9 protein-coding genes are annotated in these 15,599 nt (G+C 67.4%); 4 read left to right on the top strand and 5 right to left on the bottom strand.

Going from position 1 to position 15,599, the window contains the following annotated elements:
• Positions 1-198: 198 nt before the first annotated feature.
• Complete coding sequence (locus AC1DQP_RS00390) at positions 199-2,736, bottom strand: glycoside hydrolase family 3 protein (protein WP_457320179.1); 2,538 nt, start codon at positions 2,734-2,736, stop codon at positions 199-201.
• A 378-nt stretch (positions 2,737-3,114) separates the two neighbouring features.
• On the opposite strand from AC1DQP_RS00390, the gene AC1DQP_RS00385 reads away from it, so the two are divergent.
• Entirely contained in the window at positions 3,115-4,122 is a 1,008-nt protein-coding gene (locus tag AC1DQP_RS00385; protein ID WP_256776686.1) for a LacI family DNA-binding transcriptional regulator, read from the top strand.
• 14 nt (positions 4,123-4,136) lie between these two features.
• Here the strand turns inward: AC1DQP_RS00385 and AC1DQP_RS00380 are convergent, their stop codons facing one another.
• A complete protein-coding gene (locus AC1DQP_RS00380) occupies positions 4,137-5,408 on the bottom strand; it encodes a sugar MFS transporter (protein WP_256776687.1) in 1,272 nt (423 codons plus the stop codon).
• A 412-nt stretch (positions 5,409-5,820) separates the two neighbouring features.
• On the opposite strand from AC1DQP_RS00380, the gene AC1DQP_RS00375 reads away from it, so the two are divergent.
• The 3 genes from AC1DQP_RS00375 to AC1DQP_RS00365 all read left to right on the top strand — a co-directional run bounded on the left by AC1DQP_RS00375 (position 5,821) and on the right by AC1DQP_RS00365 (position 11,702).
• Positions 5,821-8,820, top strand: a complete 3,000-nt coding sequence (locus tag AC1DQP_RS00375; RefSeq protein ID WP_478050924.1) for a TonB-dependent receptor — start codon at positions 5,821-5,823, stop codon at positions 8,818-8,820.
• A 126-nt stretch (positions 8,821-8,946) separates the two neighbouring features.
• Positions 8,947-9,963 carry a cupin-like domain-containing protein gene (locus AC1DQP_RS00370; protein WP_478050923.1) on the top strand — a complete coding sequence of 339 codons (1,017 nt, stop codon included), beginning with the start codon at positions 8,947-8,949 and terminating at the stop codon, positions 9,961-9,963.
• Positions 9,964-10,133: 170 nt separating this feature from the next.
• Positions 10,134-11,702 (top strand): sensor domain-containing diguanylate cyclase, encoded by a 1,569-nt coding sequence (locus AC1DQP_RS00365; protein WP_457320797.1) that lies wholly within the window; start codon positions 10,134-10,136, stop codon positions 11,700-11,702.
• 64 nt (positions 11,703-11,766) lie between these two features.
• Here the strand turns inward: AC1DQP_RS00365 and AC1DQP_RS00360 are convergent, their stop codons facing one another.
• The 3 genes from AC1DQP_RS00360 to aceK all read right to left on the bottom strand — a co-directional run bounded on the left by AC1DQP_RS00360 (position 11,767) and on the right by aceK (position 15,405).
• Positions 11,767-12,639 carry an energy transducer TonB gene (locus AC1DQP_RS00360; protein ID WP_457320795.1) on the bottom strand — a complete coding sequence of 291 codons (873 nt, stop codon included), beginning with the start codon at positions 12,637-12,639 and terminating at the stop codon, positions 11,767-11,769.
• Positions 12,640-12,750: 111 nt separating this feature from the next.
• Positions 12,751-13,626, bottom strand: a complete 876-nt coding sequence (locus tag AC1DQP_RS00355) for an energy transducer TonB (protein ID WP_457320793.1) — start codon at positions 13,624-13,626, stop codon at positions 12,751-12,753.
• A gap of 57 nt (positions 13,627-13,683) precedes the next feature.
• Positions 13,684-15,405: a bifunctional isocitrate dehydrogenase kinase/phosphatase gene (gene aceK / locus AC1DQP_RS00350; protein WP_478050922.1), complete on the bottom strand. Its 1,722-nt coding sequence runs from the start codon at positions 15,403-15,405 to the stop codon at positions 13,684-13,686.
• Positions 15,406-15,599 lie beyond the last annotated feature (194 nt).

Here is a 15,599-nt window from a genome sequence, read left to right as displayed (position 1 = left end):
TGCTCGGCTGCTCTCCCATCCGGCATGAAACCAACCGGGGTAGAGCCGAGCCATGCTCGGCTGCTCTCCGATCCGGCACGAAACGAACCAGGGTAGAGCCGAGCCATGCTCGGCTGCTCTCCGATCCGGCATGAAACGCCGGTGGTGCAGAGGCCATCCTGGGCCGCCAGCCGAGCATGGCTCGGCTCTACCGTTGCTTCACGGGCAGCTGACCGCGCCCTCCACCTTGTCCGCATCCACCGACACCCGCACCTGGGTGAACGCTGCAGCAAACGGTTTGTCCGCACTCACCACGAACGGGGCTTCCACCGCGCCCAGGTCCACGCCGTATTTGGCGAAGCACGCCAGCGGCACGGTCACCGTCTGCTTCTGCCCCGGCATCAGTTTGGCCAGCAGCGGCGCGATATCCACCCCGCCCTCGCAGCCGGTACCGCACTGCATGGTCACCTTCACCGGCAAGGCCGGCCGCTGCACCAGCTGCACATCGAACTGCAACGCGCCGTGGTTGCGCGCCAGTGCGCCGAGGTTGCGGCGCGAGGTACTGCGGGCGATGAGCTGCGCCGGCGCCAGCCACGTGATCTCCTTGGCGTCCTGCTGGGTGTTCACCTGCACGGTGCGCACTTGCACCACGGGCGCTGCGGTCGGCCACCGCAGCGTGGCATTGAGATCATTGCCCAGCGGCTGGGTGGCGCCGGCGGCGGCAACGTGCAGCGAGAACGGCGGCGTGTCGGCGCGGTTGAAGATCGGCAGCGTCGTCACGTCGCCGCAGTTGTCCGGGTTGGCTTCGGGCAGGCGCGCGACATTCCCTGACGCACCGTAATGCAGGCCATAGCCCAGCGTGAACAGCGGCGGCTGCTTGGGATCCGGTCGGTCGATCGGCGCCGGGCACGGCACGCCCGGCCACGGGAAGCTCAGCCGGCCACGGAAATCATGCGCCGCCTTGCCGTCCTTGCCGGCCACCAGCACGTCGGTGACGCCCTTGCCCTCGGTGCCGGGCAGCCATGCTGCCACGAAGGCCTGCGACAGGTTGAGCAGGTCGTTGGTGTACATCGGGCGGCCGGAGAAATACACGGTCACCACCGGCTTGCCGGTCGCCGTGGCCGCGCGCAGCACGGCCAGATCCTGCGGGTAGACGCGGCTGTGGCTGACCGAATCGGAGGACAGGATGTCACCATTGGTTTCCGCATACGGTGTCTCCCCGACCACCGCGACCACGACGTCGAACTGCCCGGCATCCAGCCCGGTGCCATCGGCGCTGTAGGTCACCTGCTGCGCGCCCAGCGCGGCACGCAACCCACCGAGTACCGAATCGGCATTCGGGAAATCGGCGTTGGTGTTCTCCGTGCCCTGCCAGGTCAGCGACCAGCCACCGGCCTGGTCGGACAGGCTGTCGGCGCTCTTGCCCACCACCAGCACCCGCGCATCGCGGCGCAGCGGCAGCACCTTGTCCTGGTTCTTCAGCAGCACCAGCGACTCGCGCACCGCGCGGCGCGCCAATGCACGGTCCTGCACGGCGTTGGCATCCCCGGCATGGCGGCTGTCCGAGGGTTTGTGCTCGAACAATCCGGCGCGCAGCTTCACCCGCAGGATGCGGGTGACCGCATCGTCGATGCGTGCCATCGGAATCTCACCGCGCTGCACCTGCGCGGTGGTGTTGGCGATGAACGCCTTCCAGTCGTCGGGCACCATCACCATGTCGATGCCGGCATTGATCGCCTGGGCGCAGCTGTCGTTGCGGCAGCCGGGTACCTGCGCGATGCCGTTCCAGTCGGACACCACGAACCCGTCGAAGCCCATCTTGCCCTTCAACGCATCGGTGAGCAGTGCCTTGCTGCCGTGCATCTTGCCGTAGTCGACGCGGCCGGCACGGTCATTCCAGCTGTTGAACGAGGCCATCACCGTCTGCACGCCTTCACCGAGCGCACCGTAATACCCCTGGCCGTGCACGTTGATCATGGCCGCCTTGTCGAGCAGTGCTTCGCCCTGGTCGCGGCCGTTGTCGGTGGCGCCATCGCCGATGTAATGCTTGGCCGTCGCCACTACGTTGGCATCGTCGGCGAAGCGACCCTGCGCGCCCTTGACGTAGGCACGCGCGTACTCGCGCACCACGGCGGGATCGGAGGAGAAGCTCTCGTAGGTGCGGCCCCAGCGTGGGTCGTGGGCCACGGCCAGGGTGGGCGCGAACACCCAGTCGATGCCGGTGGCGCGGGTGGCGCGTGCGGTGGCCTGGCCGATGCGCTCGACCAGCTCGGCATCGCCGGCCGCGCCCAGGCCGATGTTGTGCGGGAACAGCGTCGCGCCGTAGACGTTGTTGTGCCCATGCACCGCATCGGTGCCCCAGATCACCGGAACCGGCGTGCGTGCGTCGGTGGCCAGCGAGGCCGCGCGGTAGGCATCGGCCAGCTGCAGCCACTGCGCCACCGTGGCGTGCTTGTCCATGCCCGGCCACGAGCCGCCGCCGTTGAGCACCGAGCCGATGTAGTACTGGCGGACCTGCTCGGGGGTGATGGTCTTGATCTCGGCCTGGGTCATCTGCCCGATCTTCTGCGCCAGGGTCATCTGCGCCAGGATCTGCTGCACGCGCGCTTCGATGGCGGCATCCGGCGTGATCGCGCTGGTCACCCGCGGCCAGTCCTTGAGCGTCTCGCCAGTGGCAGGCGCGGCGGCGACCGATGCGGCCAGGGCCAACAGCAGGCAGGTACCAAGGATGGTCTTGTTGGGGCTGTTCACTGACATCTACCTCCGGTGGGAATGACGCGCGATCGGGGTCGGCGCTGCCGCCGTCGGCCGCGCTGCGCGGCGCGCAGCACGTCGTGTCGACAACATTTGGATCGGTTCAACGCCCCTGGCTGACAGCGCTGTCATACAAAGCACGGCCATTGCTGTCAACCGCGCAGCGTCGCCATGGCGACGTCGGTCCCGCACCAGCAGGGGCTGGCGCTCAAACGCATGCGTGGATCAGGCTGTCAGTGTTGCGATGCCGCACGAAATCGACGGGTGCGCCACAAGCCATCGCGGCATGGCAACATCCGCCTGCATCGGCAACACCGTTTCGACACCGCCGCACTACCATCGGCCTCTGCCGACCTGCTCCCACATAGGATCCACCGCACCATGCGTAGTCGAATCGAGGATGTCGCCGCGGTTGCGGGCGTTTCGATCAAGACCGTGTCCCGCGTGCTCAACAACGAGCCCAACGTGCGCACCGAAACCCGCGAGCGCGTGGCCGCGGCAGTGGCGCGGTTGGGCTACAAGCCCAACCTGTCCGCGCGCAGCCTGGCCGGGCAGCGCTCCTACGCATTGGCGCTGGTTTACAACAATCCCTCGCGCAATTACCTGATGGAAATCCAGAACGGCATGCTGGAAGCCTGCCACGCCAGCCACTACAACCTGATACTGGGGCCGGTGGGCGTCGGCCGCAGCACCCTGCCCGACCTGGCGGCGCTGTTCGAGAACTCGCGTCCCGATGGCGTGGTGCTGATCCCGCCGCTGACCGACGATGCGGTGGTGCTGGCCTACCTGGAAGAGCACGAGATCCCGTTCGCCAGCATTGCCCCGCGCCATCCGGAAGGCCGCATCGGCGTGCGCATGGACGAGACCACCGCCGTGGTCGAGCTGATCGGCCATCTGGTTGCACAAGGCCACCGCCGCATTGCGCATATCAAGGGGCCGCGCGCGCACGGCGCCTGCCAGTGGCGCCTGGCCGGCTATCGCCAGGCACTGCGCGAACATGGCATCGCCTACGACCCGGCGCTGGTGGCCAGCGGGCAGTTCTCGTTCGAATCCGGCATCGAGGCGGCCAACGCGCTGCTCGACCTGCCGCAACCACCGACGGCGATCTTCGCCGCCAACGACGACATGGCGGCCGCGGTCTATCGCGTGGCCGGCCAACGGGGCCTGCGCGTCCCCAGGGACCTGTCGGTCTGCGGCTTCGACGACACGCCCATTGCCGGGCACATCTACCCGGCGCTGACCACCGTGCGGCAGCCCACCTCACGCATGGGCACGCTGGCTACCGAGCAGCTGATCGAGCGCATCCGCAGCCCGGACGGCGGCCGCATGGTCACCGTGGACCATGCGGTGCTCGTGCGTGAATCCACCCACGCACCGCGCCGCCGCTGAGCAGTGCGGCACCGCTAGGGGGAAAGGCGCGAACCCCGCCACGCGTAAAAGACGATGTACAGGTAGCACAGCATCGGCAGCAGGAACGACAGCTGCAGGCCGTGGTGGTCGGCCACCCAGCCCATCGCCAGCGGAACCACCGCACCGCCCACGATGGCCATCACCAGCAGGCTGGAGCCCTTGCCGGTCAACGCGCCCAGCCGCGCGATGGCGAGCGCGAAGATGGTCGGGAACATGATCGAGTTGAACAGCCCGATGCTGACCACCGCCCACTTGGCCAACCCGCCACCGGCCAGCATGGTGACCGCCAGCAGCGCCATCACCACCAGCGCGAAGATGCCCAGCAGGCGGCGCGGGTCGAGCCGTGCCAGCAGCACGGTGCCGACCAGGCGCCCCACCAGCGCACCGCCCCAGTACAACGACACATACCGGGTGGCTTCCTGTTCGGTGAGCCCTTCGCCGATGCCCGGCATCGACAGGAAGTTGACCAGCACGCTGCCGATGGATACCTCGGCGCCCACGTAGAAGAAGATCGCCAGCACGCCGTAGCGCAGGTGCGGATGCCGCAGCGCGTCGCGGATGCGCCCRCCGGTGGCGCCTTCTTCCACGCCCGGGATGGCCGGCAGGCGGAACATCCAGATGGCTGCGGCCAGCACGAACAGCGCCACCGCCAGGCCGAAGTACGGCAGTTGCACCGACTGCGCTTCGGCGGCGCGGTAAGCCAGCGCCTCTGCCTGCGGCAGCAGCGCCAGGGCTTCATCGGTGCGCGGTTCGGCCGACAGGATCAGCAGACCGCCAAACAGCGGCGCCAGCGTGGTGCCCAGTGCATTCATCGACTGCGCCAGCGTCAGCCGGCTGGACGCGGTCTGCTCCGGTCCCAGCAGCGCCACGTACGGGTTGGCCGCTACCTGCAGCACGGTGATGCCGGTGGCGAGCACGAACAACGCCGCCAGGAACAACCCGTACACATGCGCATGCGCAGCCGGCCAGAACAGCAGCGCGCCCACGCCGGCAATGGCCAGCCCGGCCACGATGCCGCGCTTGTAGCCCACCGCCGCGACCAACCGCCCTGCCGGCAGCGACATCAGGAAGTACGCACCAAAGAACGTGAACTGCACCAGCATCGCCTGCACCCAGGTGAGCGCGAAGGCGGCCTTGAGGTGCGGAATGAGGATGTCGTTGAGGCAGGTCAGGAAGCCCCACATGAAGAAGATCGCGGTGACCACCGTCAGCGCCACGCGGTTGCTTTGCACGTGTTGCCCACGCACTGCAGCAGGGTTGTCCATTGCATGTCCTTGTTGAAGGGTATGCCAGCCATTCGGCGGCCACACATGGAACCCGCTTCGTCATCGATTGTCCAGCGCTGTCACCGGACGGGACATGGGCGGCAAAGGCGGCCTGCTTCGGGCATCCGCGCAGTTTCGTTCTGCACTGCACAACGCGGCCTGCATGCTGCAGCGGCCGCACGGGATACCGCAGGAAACACACCGCAGGCCCTGCGCCACGGTGCTTTACCGGTGGTCGATACGGCCCGGATGACAGCGCTGGACGTGGCGCCCGTGCCGGGCGGATCCGCAATGGCAGGGTCGTTTGTTGACAACGCTGTCAACGATGGCCCCCAATCCGGCCCGTGTGCGGTTGAACCGTGCCATCACGCCGTAGGACGCCATTATCGATTTCCCTGGGGAGGGAGCTTTCATGAAGACGTACAAGGTCGTACCCCGCAAGGCGATGCTCACTTCCGCGCTGCTGGCCGTGCTGGCCAGCCCTGCCTGGGCGCAGGATCCGACCCGCCCGGCCACGGGGGAGGCGCCCGACCCGGCCACGCTGGACGCGGTGCAGGTCACCGGCATCCGCGGCAGCCTCACCTCGTCGATGAACCTCAAGCGCGACAGCCAGGGCGTGGTCGACGGTATCGTCGCCGAAGACATCGGCAAGTTCCCCGATACCAACCTGGCCGAATCGCTGCAGCGCATCAGCGGCGTATCGATCGACCGCACCTCCAGCGGCGAAGGCTCCAAGGTGACCGTGCGCGGCATCGGCCCGGACTTCAACCTGGTGCTGCTCAACGGCCGCCAGATGCCGTCCTCCAACCTCGGCAACGGCGGTGGCGGACTGTCCGGCTCGCGCTCGTTCGACTTCGCCAACATCGCCTCCGAGTCGATCTCGGCGGTGGAGGTGTACAAGACCACCTGCGCCGACAATCCCACCGGCGGCATCGGCGCCACCATCGACATCAAGACGATGCGTCCGCTGGAATCCGAGCCGGTGATCAGCCTCGGCCTGAAGGCGGTCAACGACAGCTCCAACGACAACCTGCCGCGTACCCTGCAGGGCTCCAGCGTCACCGGCGAACTGTCGGGCATCTTCAGCCAGCGCTACGCCGACGACCGCTTCGGCGTGACCCTGAGCGGTAGCTACCAGGAGCGCGACTCCGGCTTCAACCAGGCCACCGTGGCCGAAGGCTGGGCCACCTTCTACGGCAATGAAAGCAGCGACTGGCGCGCCCTGCCGCAGCCGGGCCAAGGCTACGCGGACCGCATCCAGAACCGCCCCGGCCCCACCGATGTGTACGCGCGCCCGCAGAACACCGCCTACAACGTCAATGGCGTGCAGCGCCAGCGCACCAACGGCCAGGCAACCTTGCAGTGGAAGCCAGCGGACAACATCACCACCACGCTCGATTACACCTACGTGGAAAACAAGGTGCAGCAGCAGCGCAGCGAACTCTCGGTGTGGTTCAACTACGGGCCCGGCGACAGCACCTGGACCAACGGCCCGATATCGGCGCCGATCATCTACAGCGAGGACATGACCAACTCGGACGTGTCGATGGGCGGCATGAAGCTGGCCACCAAGAACACCATGGACTCGCTCGGCTTCAACGTGGACTGGGAAGTGAACGACGCGCTGGACCTGTCCTTCGACGTCCACAACTCCACCGCCGAATCCCAGCCGGACGGCCCGTACGGCTCTGCTGGCGTACTCGGCGTGGCCGCCTTCGTGCGCGGCAAGACCACGGTGGATTACAGCGGCGACCTGCCGATCATCAACATCGCGCTGCCGCCGGGCGGCGTGCAGGCCGCCGATGCGCTGGTCACCGGTTCGGTGTTCCAGAACAGCTACAACAAATCCAAGGTGCAGCAGTACCAGGGCCGCGGTACGTTCAAGTTCGCCGACTATTCCGCGCTGGACTTCGGCGTAGGCCACACCAAGGTGGAAAACCGCTCGGCCTCGGCGATCATGCAGCGCGACACGTGGGGCGGCCTGGGCAGTCCGGCCGACTACGATGACAACATCTTGTACGCCGATGACATGGCCAGGTACTTCGATGCGTTCTCCGGCCACAGCGATCCGCGCCTGACCGGGCAGTTCCTGGTATTCGACTTCGACCGCCTGCGCGAGCGCGCCGGCCAGGTCGCCGCCAACGGCGAGCCGCCCTGCCCCACCTGCTACCTGGCGCCCACCGAGTACACCGAAGACATCCGCACCACCGAAACCTCCAAGAGCGCCTACCTGCAGTACCGCACCACCGTCGACGGGTCGATGCCGCTGCATGTGGCCGCCGGCGTGCGCTACGAGCAGACCGAGGTGGAATCGACCGCGCTGGTGCGCGTACCGACCAGCATCAACTGGGGCTCGGCCAATGAGTTCAACCTGGGCTACGCCGCCGAGGGCACCTTCATCGGCGGCAAGGGCAAGTACGACTACGTGCTGCCCAACGTGGACCTGAAGCTGGACCTGTCCGAAACACTCGCGCTGCGCGGCAGCTACAGCCGCAGCATCGGCCGGCCCGGCTGGACCCAGATCGACAGCGGTCGGCGCTTCGACAACATCGTGCGCACCCAGGGCGGCACCGGCTCACGCGGCAACCCGGCCCTGGAGCCGCTGCTGTCGGACAACTTCGACCTGTCGCTGGAGTGGTACTACGGCCAATCCAGTTACGCCTCGGTCGGCTTCTTCCGCAAGAACATCAAGAACTTCATCAGCAACACCATCGTGCGCGACAACAGCGCCGGGCTGCATACGCCGGTGGGCGGCACCTACTGGAACGAGGCATTGGCATCGGGCTGCGGCGTCACCGACATGCCGTGCATCCGCGATTACATCTTTGCCAACCACGACGGCGATCCGGGCGTGACTGCCACCGGCACCAACTCGGCCGGGCAGCGCACCGGCACCATCGTCGGCCAGCCCGGCGACCCGGTGGCCGGGTTCGACATCACCGTGCCGGCCAACCAGCGTTCGGACCACCTGGACGGCTGGGAACTCAGCGTGCAGCAGTTGTTCGGGCAGACCGGTTTCGGCCTGGCCGCCAACTACACCAAGGTGAAGTCCGGGCTGACCTTCGACAACCTGAGCCTGGGCGACCAGTACCCGATGATCGGCCTGAGCGATTCGGCCAACCTGGTGCTGTTCTACGAGAAGTACAACTGGCAGGTGCGTGCGGCCTACAACTGGCGCGACACGTTCCTCAACGGCATCGGTGGCCAGGGCCCGAACCCCAACTACACAGATGCCTATGGCCAGCTGGATCTGAACATCAGCTACGCGGTCAGCGACCAGCTCACCCTGAGCGTGGAAGCGATCAACCTCACCGACGAAACCATGCGCACTTACTCGCGCCACACCAACATGCTGCGCTACGCCACCCAGACCGGCCCGCGTTACATGTTCGGCGTGCGCTACAAGTTCTGATCCCACCCGGGCCGCCCGTCGGTCGGCCGCTCCATACGAGCGGCCGCTCCGCCTTGCGATCGGTCGCTTCACGCGCCTGCCGTGCGCTACGGTGGGCGCCATCCCCTCCATCCCCCGAGGATGTCCATGTCCACCCTGCCCGGCCCGATCGACGAGATCCCGGATCTGGATCCGGCGCAACTGCCCGCGCTGCTGCCGTCGTGGACCACCCCGAAGGTGCTGCGCGGACTGGTCGCCCACTGGCCGATGGTGGCCGCCGCGCGTGACTCGGCGGCGTCCGCGGTGGGCCATCTCAAGCAGTTCGACCATGGCCAGATGCCGGTCACCGCCACCACGGCCGCACCGCAGGCGCAGGGCCGGATCTTCTACAACGCGGACATGAGCGGCTTCAACTTCCGCCGCGAGCAGATCGCGCTGAAGGTAGTGCTGGACACGCTGCTCAAATACCAGGGCGAAGCGGCCCCGCCCACCATCTACGTCGCCTCCACCACGCTCGACAGTTTCCTGCCCGGCTTCGCGGCGGCCAATCCGCTCGCGCTCGGCGTGCACGATCCATTGACCAGCATCTGGATCGGCAACCGCTCGCGCATCGCCGCCCACCAGGACGTGCCGGACAACCTGGCCTGCGTGGCGGCCGGGCGGCGCCGGGTGACGCTGTTCCCACCCGGGCAGATCGACAACCTGTACATCGGGCCGCTGGACTTCACCCCGGCCGGCCAGGCGGTCAGCCTGGTCGACTTCGCCGCGCCGGACCTGCAGCGCTTCCCGCGCTTCCCCCAGGCGCTCGCACAGGCCCAGGTCGCCGAGCTGGGCCCGGGCGATGCGGTGTTCATTCCCTCGTTGTGGTGGCACCACATGGAAGGCCTGGAGGCGTTCAACGTTCTGGTCAACACCTGGTGGCGACCGGTACCGGCGTGGATGGATGCACCGATGAATGCCCTGATGCTGGCGATGTTGGCCCTGCGCGAGCTGCCACCCACGCAACGCGCGCACTGGCGGGAGATGTTCGATCACTACGTGTTCGAGGCCGACGAGGGAACCCGCGCGCATATTCCCGCACACGTGCGCGGCGTGCTGGCACCGCTGGATGCCAGCACGGCCGGCAACGTGCGCAGCGTGCTGCGCAAGCGCCTGGAGCGCTGAGTGCTGCGACACGCAACCGCTTCACCCACGCGGCTGCGGAATCCGCAATAATCCGCGCCGTGACCGTAGTCCGCCCGGGAGCGGGGAAATCGTGCGCTCCTGATTGCTCCACCGTTGCCGTTCCATCCGTCCCTCGGCTGGCGCTGCACCCTGCCAGTCTGAACGCCCCCATGCGCCCGTTTTCGACCCGCCTCAACCTCGGCAAGCTGATCCTTGCCCTGGCCCTGCTCAGTGCCCTGATCGCGCTGGCCAACACGCTGCACGCCAGTTACCGGGTGCAGCGCGAGCAGTTGATCGGCAATACCCTGGAAGCCAATCGGGTGTATGCCAGCAAGCTGGCCGAGACCACCCAGAACTTCATCCAGTCCGCGCAGCAGCAGCTGGCCTACAGCGCCACCACGCTGGGCCAGCGCGCGCACGACCGCAGCGAACTTGAAGCCGAGGCGGCGCGCCTGCAGCTGCAGACCAACAGTTTCAATTCGGTGCTGATCGTGGACCCGGCCGGCACCGTGCTGGCTACCTCGCCGCAGAGCCTGGCCCTGCAGGGCGTGGTGCTCAACAGCCGCGGCAACAAGGAAGCGCTGGCGCGGCGCATGCCGTTCATCAGCGATCCCTACCAGTCCGCCACGGGACGGCTGCTGGTGGCGATCTCGCACCCGATCTTCAGCGCGCAGGGCCAGTACAAGGGCTACGTCAGCGGCACCATCTACCTGCGCGAGCGCAGCATCCTGCAGACGCTGCTGGGCAAGCACTACTACCGCGATGGCTCCTACCTGTACGTGGTCGACCGCAACGGCCGCATCCTGTACCACATCGAGCCGGCCCGGGTCGGTCAGGTCGCGATGGAAAACCCGGTGGTGCAGGCGGTCAGCAAGGGCCACTCCGGCGCCCAGCATGTGCGCAACAGCCACGGCGTGCAGATGCTGGCCGGCTATGCGCCGGTGCCGATCGTCGGCTGGGGTGTGGTTGCCCAGCGTCCGACCGAGGCGACGCTGTCGGCGCTGTCCACGCTGATGGCAGCGGTGATCTGGAACGCCATACCGCTGGGCGTGCTGTCGCTGCTGATCACCTGGTGGTTTGCCCGGCGCATCTCRCTGCCGCTGTGGCAGCTGGCGCGCAACGTGCAGAACCGCGACACCGGCATCGCCATCCGCCATGTCAGCAGCATCCGCGCCTGGTACTACGAAGTGGCACAGCTCAAGCAGGCGCTGCTGTACAGCTTCAACCTGCTGCAGGACCGTATCGGCAAGCTCAACCGTGCCAGCATGACCGACCCGCTCACCGGCCTGCAGAACCGGCGCGGGCTGCAGCAGGGGCTGGAGGACTGGCAGGCGCGCGGGCAGCCGTTCGGGATCATCGCGCTGGACATCGACCGCTTCAAGACCATCAACGACCGCTTCGGGCATGCGGTGGGCGACGCGGTGATCCTGCGCATCGCGCAGCTGATGCGCGACGATTCGCGCGATACCGACCTGCTGTGCCGCAACGGCGGCGAGGAATTCCTGATCCTGCTGCCGGGCATCGACACCGAGGCCTCGGTACGCATCGCCGAGCGCCTGCGCCGGCAGGTGGCGGCCGAGGTGTTCGAAGAGGTCGGCTCGGTCACGGTGTCACTCGGCGTGGCTCACTACCCCAGCTACCACGACGACCCGCTGCAGGCGCTGCGACTTGCCGACAAGGCGCTGTACATGGCCAAGGAACAGGGCCGCAACCGCACGGTGGTGTACCCGCAAGCGTGAGGATGCGGGCGGCGCCGGGGCCACCTCGGCGCCGCTGATCCACAGCGACGCCGACGACGGCGGCTCAGCCCTGGCCGAGCACCGTCTTGAGTACCGGGCCGCGGGTGTCGCCGGCCACATACACGCCGTCACCCAGCGCGTCCGGCGCTACCGTCACGCGCTCGGGCTGCTGCCACGCCGCCCGCTGGCGCGGGCCGGGCAGGTACGGTTCCCATGCGGGAACGTCACCCGAGGGACGCTGGTCGGCGTAGCGCACCGGGAACCGCACCACCCAGGTCTCGCGATCGGCCAATGGGCCCTGCGTGGGGATGCGGAACTGCCAGTCACGGACGGCCTGGATGGCACTGTTGGCAAATGCAGTGCGGACCGTGTCGAGCTGGCGCGGTGGCACCAGCACGCGCAGGTTGACCTGCTCGGCGGCGACATTGCGCACCTTGCCATCGCGGCCCACCTGGATCAGCAGGAACACGTCGGCGGCGGCACCGCGACCGGCGGTGCGCACCGGATAGGTCGGCACCGAACCGCTCAGCCGCGCCGGCCGGGTCAGGTCGTCTTCCCGATAGTCCATGAAACTGGCGCTGCGGATCTCGATCCGTGCACTGCCATCGCCCTGGACCTTGCCGACCACGCGCAGCGAGACCGGCGTGGTGATGGGCACCGCCTTTCCATCCTGCAGCGTCGGCTCGAATTCCCAGCCGGCCATCGATTCCTTGACGAAGCCGACCACGCCGGCGGGGATCGCGTCCTGCTGGTCCAGACGCACCGCAACTACCCGGCCGTCGGCACCGATGTCCAGGCTGCCCTTGATGCGCATGCTCGATTCCACCTGGTCCTGCAGCGCCCGCATGCTTGGCGCTGCCACGACCCCCTCGACCATGCCGGCCACGCTCGCCACGCCCAGCCCGAAGGCCAACATCCAACGCAATGATGACTGCATCTTCATGACTCCTTGTCCTGATGGGACGGCCAGCCTAGCAAAGCGTGCCGGTCAATTCTGCGACAGCGACGCGGCGCCAGTCGATGCGTATGCCGACCGCATCCCGTCGGATCAGCCGCCGAGCGGGGTCAGCAGTTGCGGGCCCTTGCTTGCGGCATCGGCCATGAAAACGCCGCCGGCCGGCAGCAGATCGGCATTGGCATCGGCGCCCAGCGCCTTGTCCGCGCGCCACTGGGCCTGCTGGCGCGGTCCAGGGATATAGGCATCCCACTTGCCGTAGCGCATCTCTTCACCATGGAAGGCGAAGGTGACCGGCACGCGTACGGTCCAGCTCGCGTCCTCCTTGTGCTCCCCGGTGGTGGGTGCCTTGAAGGTCCATTTGCGCGCGGCCGCCATCGAGACCCGGGACAGCTTGTCGCGCATCTGGCGCATGGCGGCCTCATTGGCAATCACGCGCAGGTTGACCTGCTCTGTCGCCACGTCCATGACCTTGCCATCGCGGCCCACCTGTACCAGCAACAGAACGTCGCCGCGTCCGCCGGCACGATAGACGTCTTCCGGATACGCCGGCGGGGGCATCTTCAGCCGGGTCACGTCGTCTGTGGCGGTGGGGTCGTACTGCTGGAAACTGGCGGCAAGCAGCGTCACCTGCTGGCCGCCATCGGGATTGATCCTGCCGCCCAGGCGAAGACTGACCGGGCTGCGCGCCTTGACCGCCTGCCCATCGACCAGCACCGGCTGGAACCGCCAGGCCTGCACCGCGCCCTCGACAAACCGGGCGATGGCATCGTTGACCTGGCCGCGCTTGTCGATCTGGAACGCCTCGACCTGGCCATCCGTGCCGATATCGATCTGGCCAGTGAGCACCATGCTGGCCTCGGCTTGCTGACGCACCTCCCGCCGCGATTGCGAGGCTGCATCGGGGACCATGGACATACCGACACCGCCGACGGCGAGGGCCAGCGCAAGAATATGGAATGAACGCATCGCACCTGCTCCTTGTGGATGCACCGAAGCGTAGCGCAGGCAGGCACTGCCGGCCAATCATGCCAACCTATGGCTGGCCGCATAAGGCGGGGTATCGGGAAAATCGCCCGTCGCGAAGCGCGCCTGCAGGCCCTGCCACCACGCCGGGTCGAACAGATGCCCGAAGCGCTCGCGCACGGCGGCCAGCTCGGCTGCCGGCAAGCCCATGAACATCCAGAAGCGCTCGGGGAAGACATCCCGCGGCCCGATCTGGAACCACGGCTCGTCGGCCAAGGCGTCTTCTTCGTTGCGCGGCGTCGGCCACGCGCGGAAGTTGCAGTCGCTGACCAGGCACAGCTCGTCGTAGTCGTAGAACACCGCGCGCCCATGGCGCGACACGCCGAAGTTCTTGGGCAGCATGTCGCCGGGGAAAATGTTGTTGCGCGCCATGTCGGTAATGGCCTGCGCATAGTCCAGCGCGGCGTTGCGCCGGCCATCGCCGCCCTGCTCGCGCAGGTACAGGTTGAGCGGACGGAAGCGGCGCTGCACGTAGCACAGCGCGATCACCAGCTCATCGCCGTCTTCGCTGACGCTGGCGCTGCACTGGTGCAGCAGTTCCTCCAGCAGCGCCGGGGCAAAGCGCGCGCGCGGGAAGCGCAGGTAGCGATAAGGCTGCGCATCGAGCAGGCGCCCGACGCGATCCAGGTTGAACACCAGGGCGTACTTCTCTTCGACCTGGTGGCGGGTCATCGTCTTGGGCCAGGCGAACCGGTCGCGGATCAGCTTGAACACCAGCGGATAACTGGGCAGGGTGAACACCGCCATGACCATGCCGGGCGTGCCATCGGCGTGCACCAGCTGCTCGCCCGGATGATCCTGGAAGTGCCGGAAGAAAGTGCGGTAGCGCTCGGTCTTGCCCTGCTTGGCGCGGCCCAGCACGGTGTAGATCTCATCGATGGGCTTGGCCGGCAGCAGGCTGCGCAGGAACACCACCGCGTCGCCGACCGTGGCCAGGTCGGCCTGGAAGTAGCTGCGCGAGACCCCGAACAGATGCGCCACATCGCGGCGGCCAGTCAATACCGCTTCCGCGCGCAGGCCCTGCCCATCGTTGACCAGCACGATCACGCACGGGGAAAAACGGTGCTCGCCAAATACCCGGCCGACCAGATAGGCGCGACGTTCGCGGTAGAACACCGTGTCCAGCAGCTCGATGCTGCGCACCGGATAGTCACCCCAATGGGCCAGGTCATCCTGCAGCCGCACCGCGATCGCCGCCGCGCAGCGCAACTGGTGCGCATAGGGGACATCGAAGCGATAGTCGCCCAGCACCCGCAGCAGCGCTTCGGCGGGGCGGCTGGCCGACACGGTATAGCTGTGCCGCGCCACCGGATGGGTAATCGCGTCGGAGGGCTCCACGTCCATCGCCATGAACTCGATCGCCGCATCCACGCCCTTCGTGGCGAACAACCGCCGCGCCAGGGTGTTGTAGAAGGTCTTGTATAGCTCGGCATCGATCAGGGCATCGAGCAGCACGGCGTAGGCCTGACGTATCTGCAGCCACAACGCGCGCGTACCAATGGCATCGCCGGCGGCGCGCCGCAACGCATCCACGGTCTGCGCGATACAGTGGTCATACAGCCCGATCCGCTCCACCGCGTCACCGCGCGCGCCGGCCCAGTCACGCGTTTCAAAGCGCACCCGCGCCCGCCGCGTCACCGCCGCAAAGCGCGCATGGTAGGCCTCGAATCCGTCGCGGATGAGTTCCGCCAGCACTCGAGCATCGCAATCGGCACTACGCATGCAGGCAGACCCATCAAAGACCTGACCCAACCATACGACACCACGCGCCCGGGTAGCAGCGACGGTTGTTCGGCTGCGGGGTCAATGGAATGGCTCTTCTGCCCTCCGCGTGGCGAGCATGAAGCGCGCTTTGACCCTTCCCAGGCGCGGTGGTCGGTGGATCGGGCGCTGGGCGCCCATGCCCTTTCCGGCGA

This window comes from Stenotrophomonas sp. P5_A8, from assembly GCF_056400545.1.
This window is presented reverse-complemented; position numbering and strand designations above follow the sequence as displayed.

What these genes read in the sequence shown, in the direction of transcription:
- AC1DQP_RS00390 (WP_457320179.1), bottom strand. Translation starts at nt 2,736, where the DNA reads ATGTCAGTGAACAGCCCCAACAAGACCATCCTTGGTACCTGCCTGCTG.
- AC1DQP_RS00385 (WP_256776686.1), top strand. Translation starts at nt 3,115, where the DNA reads ATGCGTAGTCGAATCGAGGATGTCGCCGCGGTTGCGGGCGTTTCGATC.
- AC1DQP_RS00375 (WP_478050924.1), top strand. Translation starts at nt 5,821, where the DNA reads ATGAAGACGTACAAGGTCGTACCCCGCAAGGCGATGCTCACTTCCGCG.
- AC1DQP_RS00370 (WP_478050923.1), top strand. Translation starts at nt 8,947, where the DNA reads ATGTCCACCCTGCCCGGCCCGATCGACGAGATCCCGGATCTGGATCCG.
- AC1DQP_RS00360 (WP_457320795.1), bottom strand. Translation starts at nt 12,639, where the DNA reads ATGCAGTCATCATTGCGTTGGATGTTGGCCTTCGGGCTGGGCGTGGCG.
- AC1DQP_RS00355 (WP_457320793.1), bottom strand. Translation starts at nt 13,626, where the DNA reads ATGCGTTCATTCCATATTCTTGCGCTGGCCCTCGCCGTCGGCGGTGTC.
- aceK (WP_478050922.1), bottom strand. Translation starts at nt 15,405, where the DNA reads ATGCGTAGTGCCGATTGCGATGCTCGAGTGCTGGCGGAACTCATCCGC.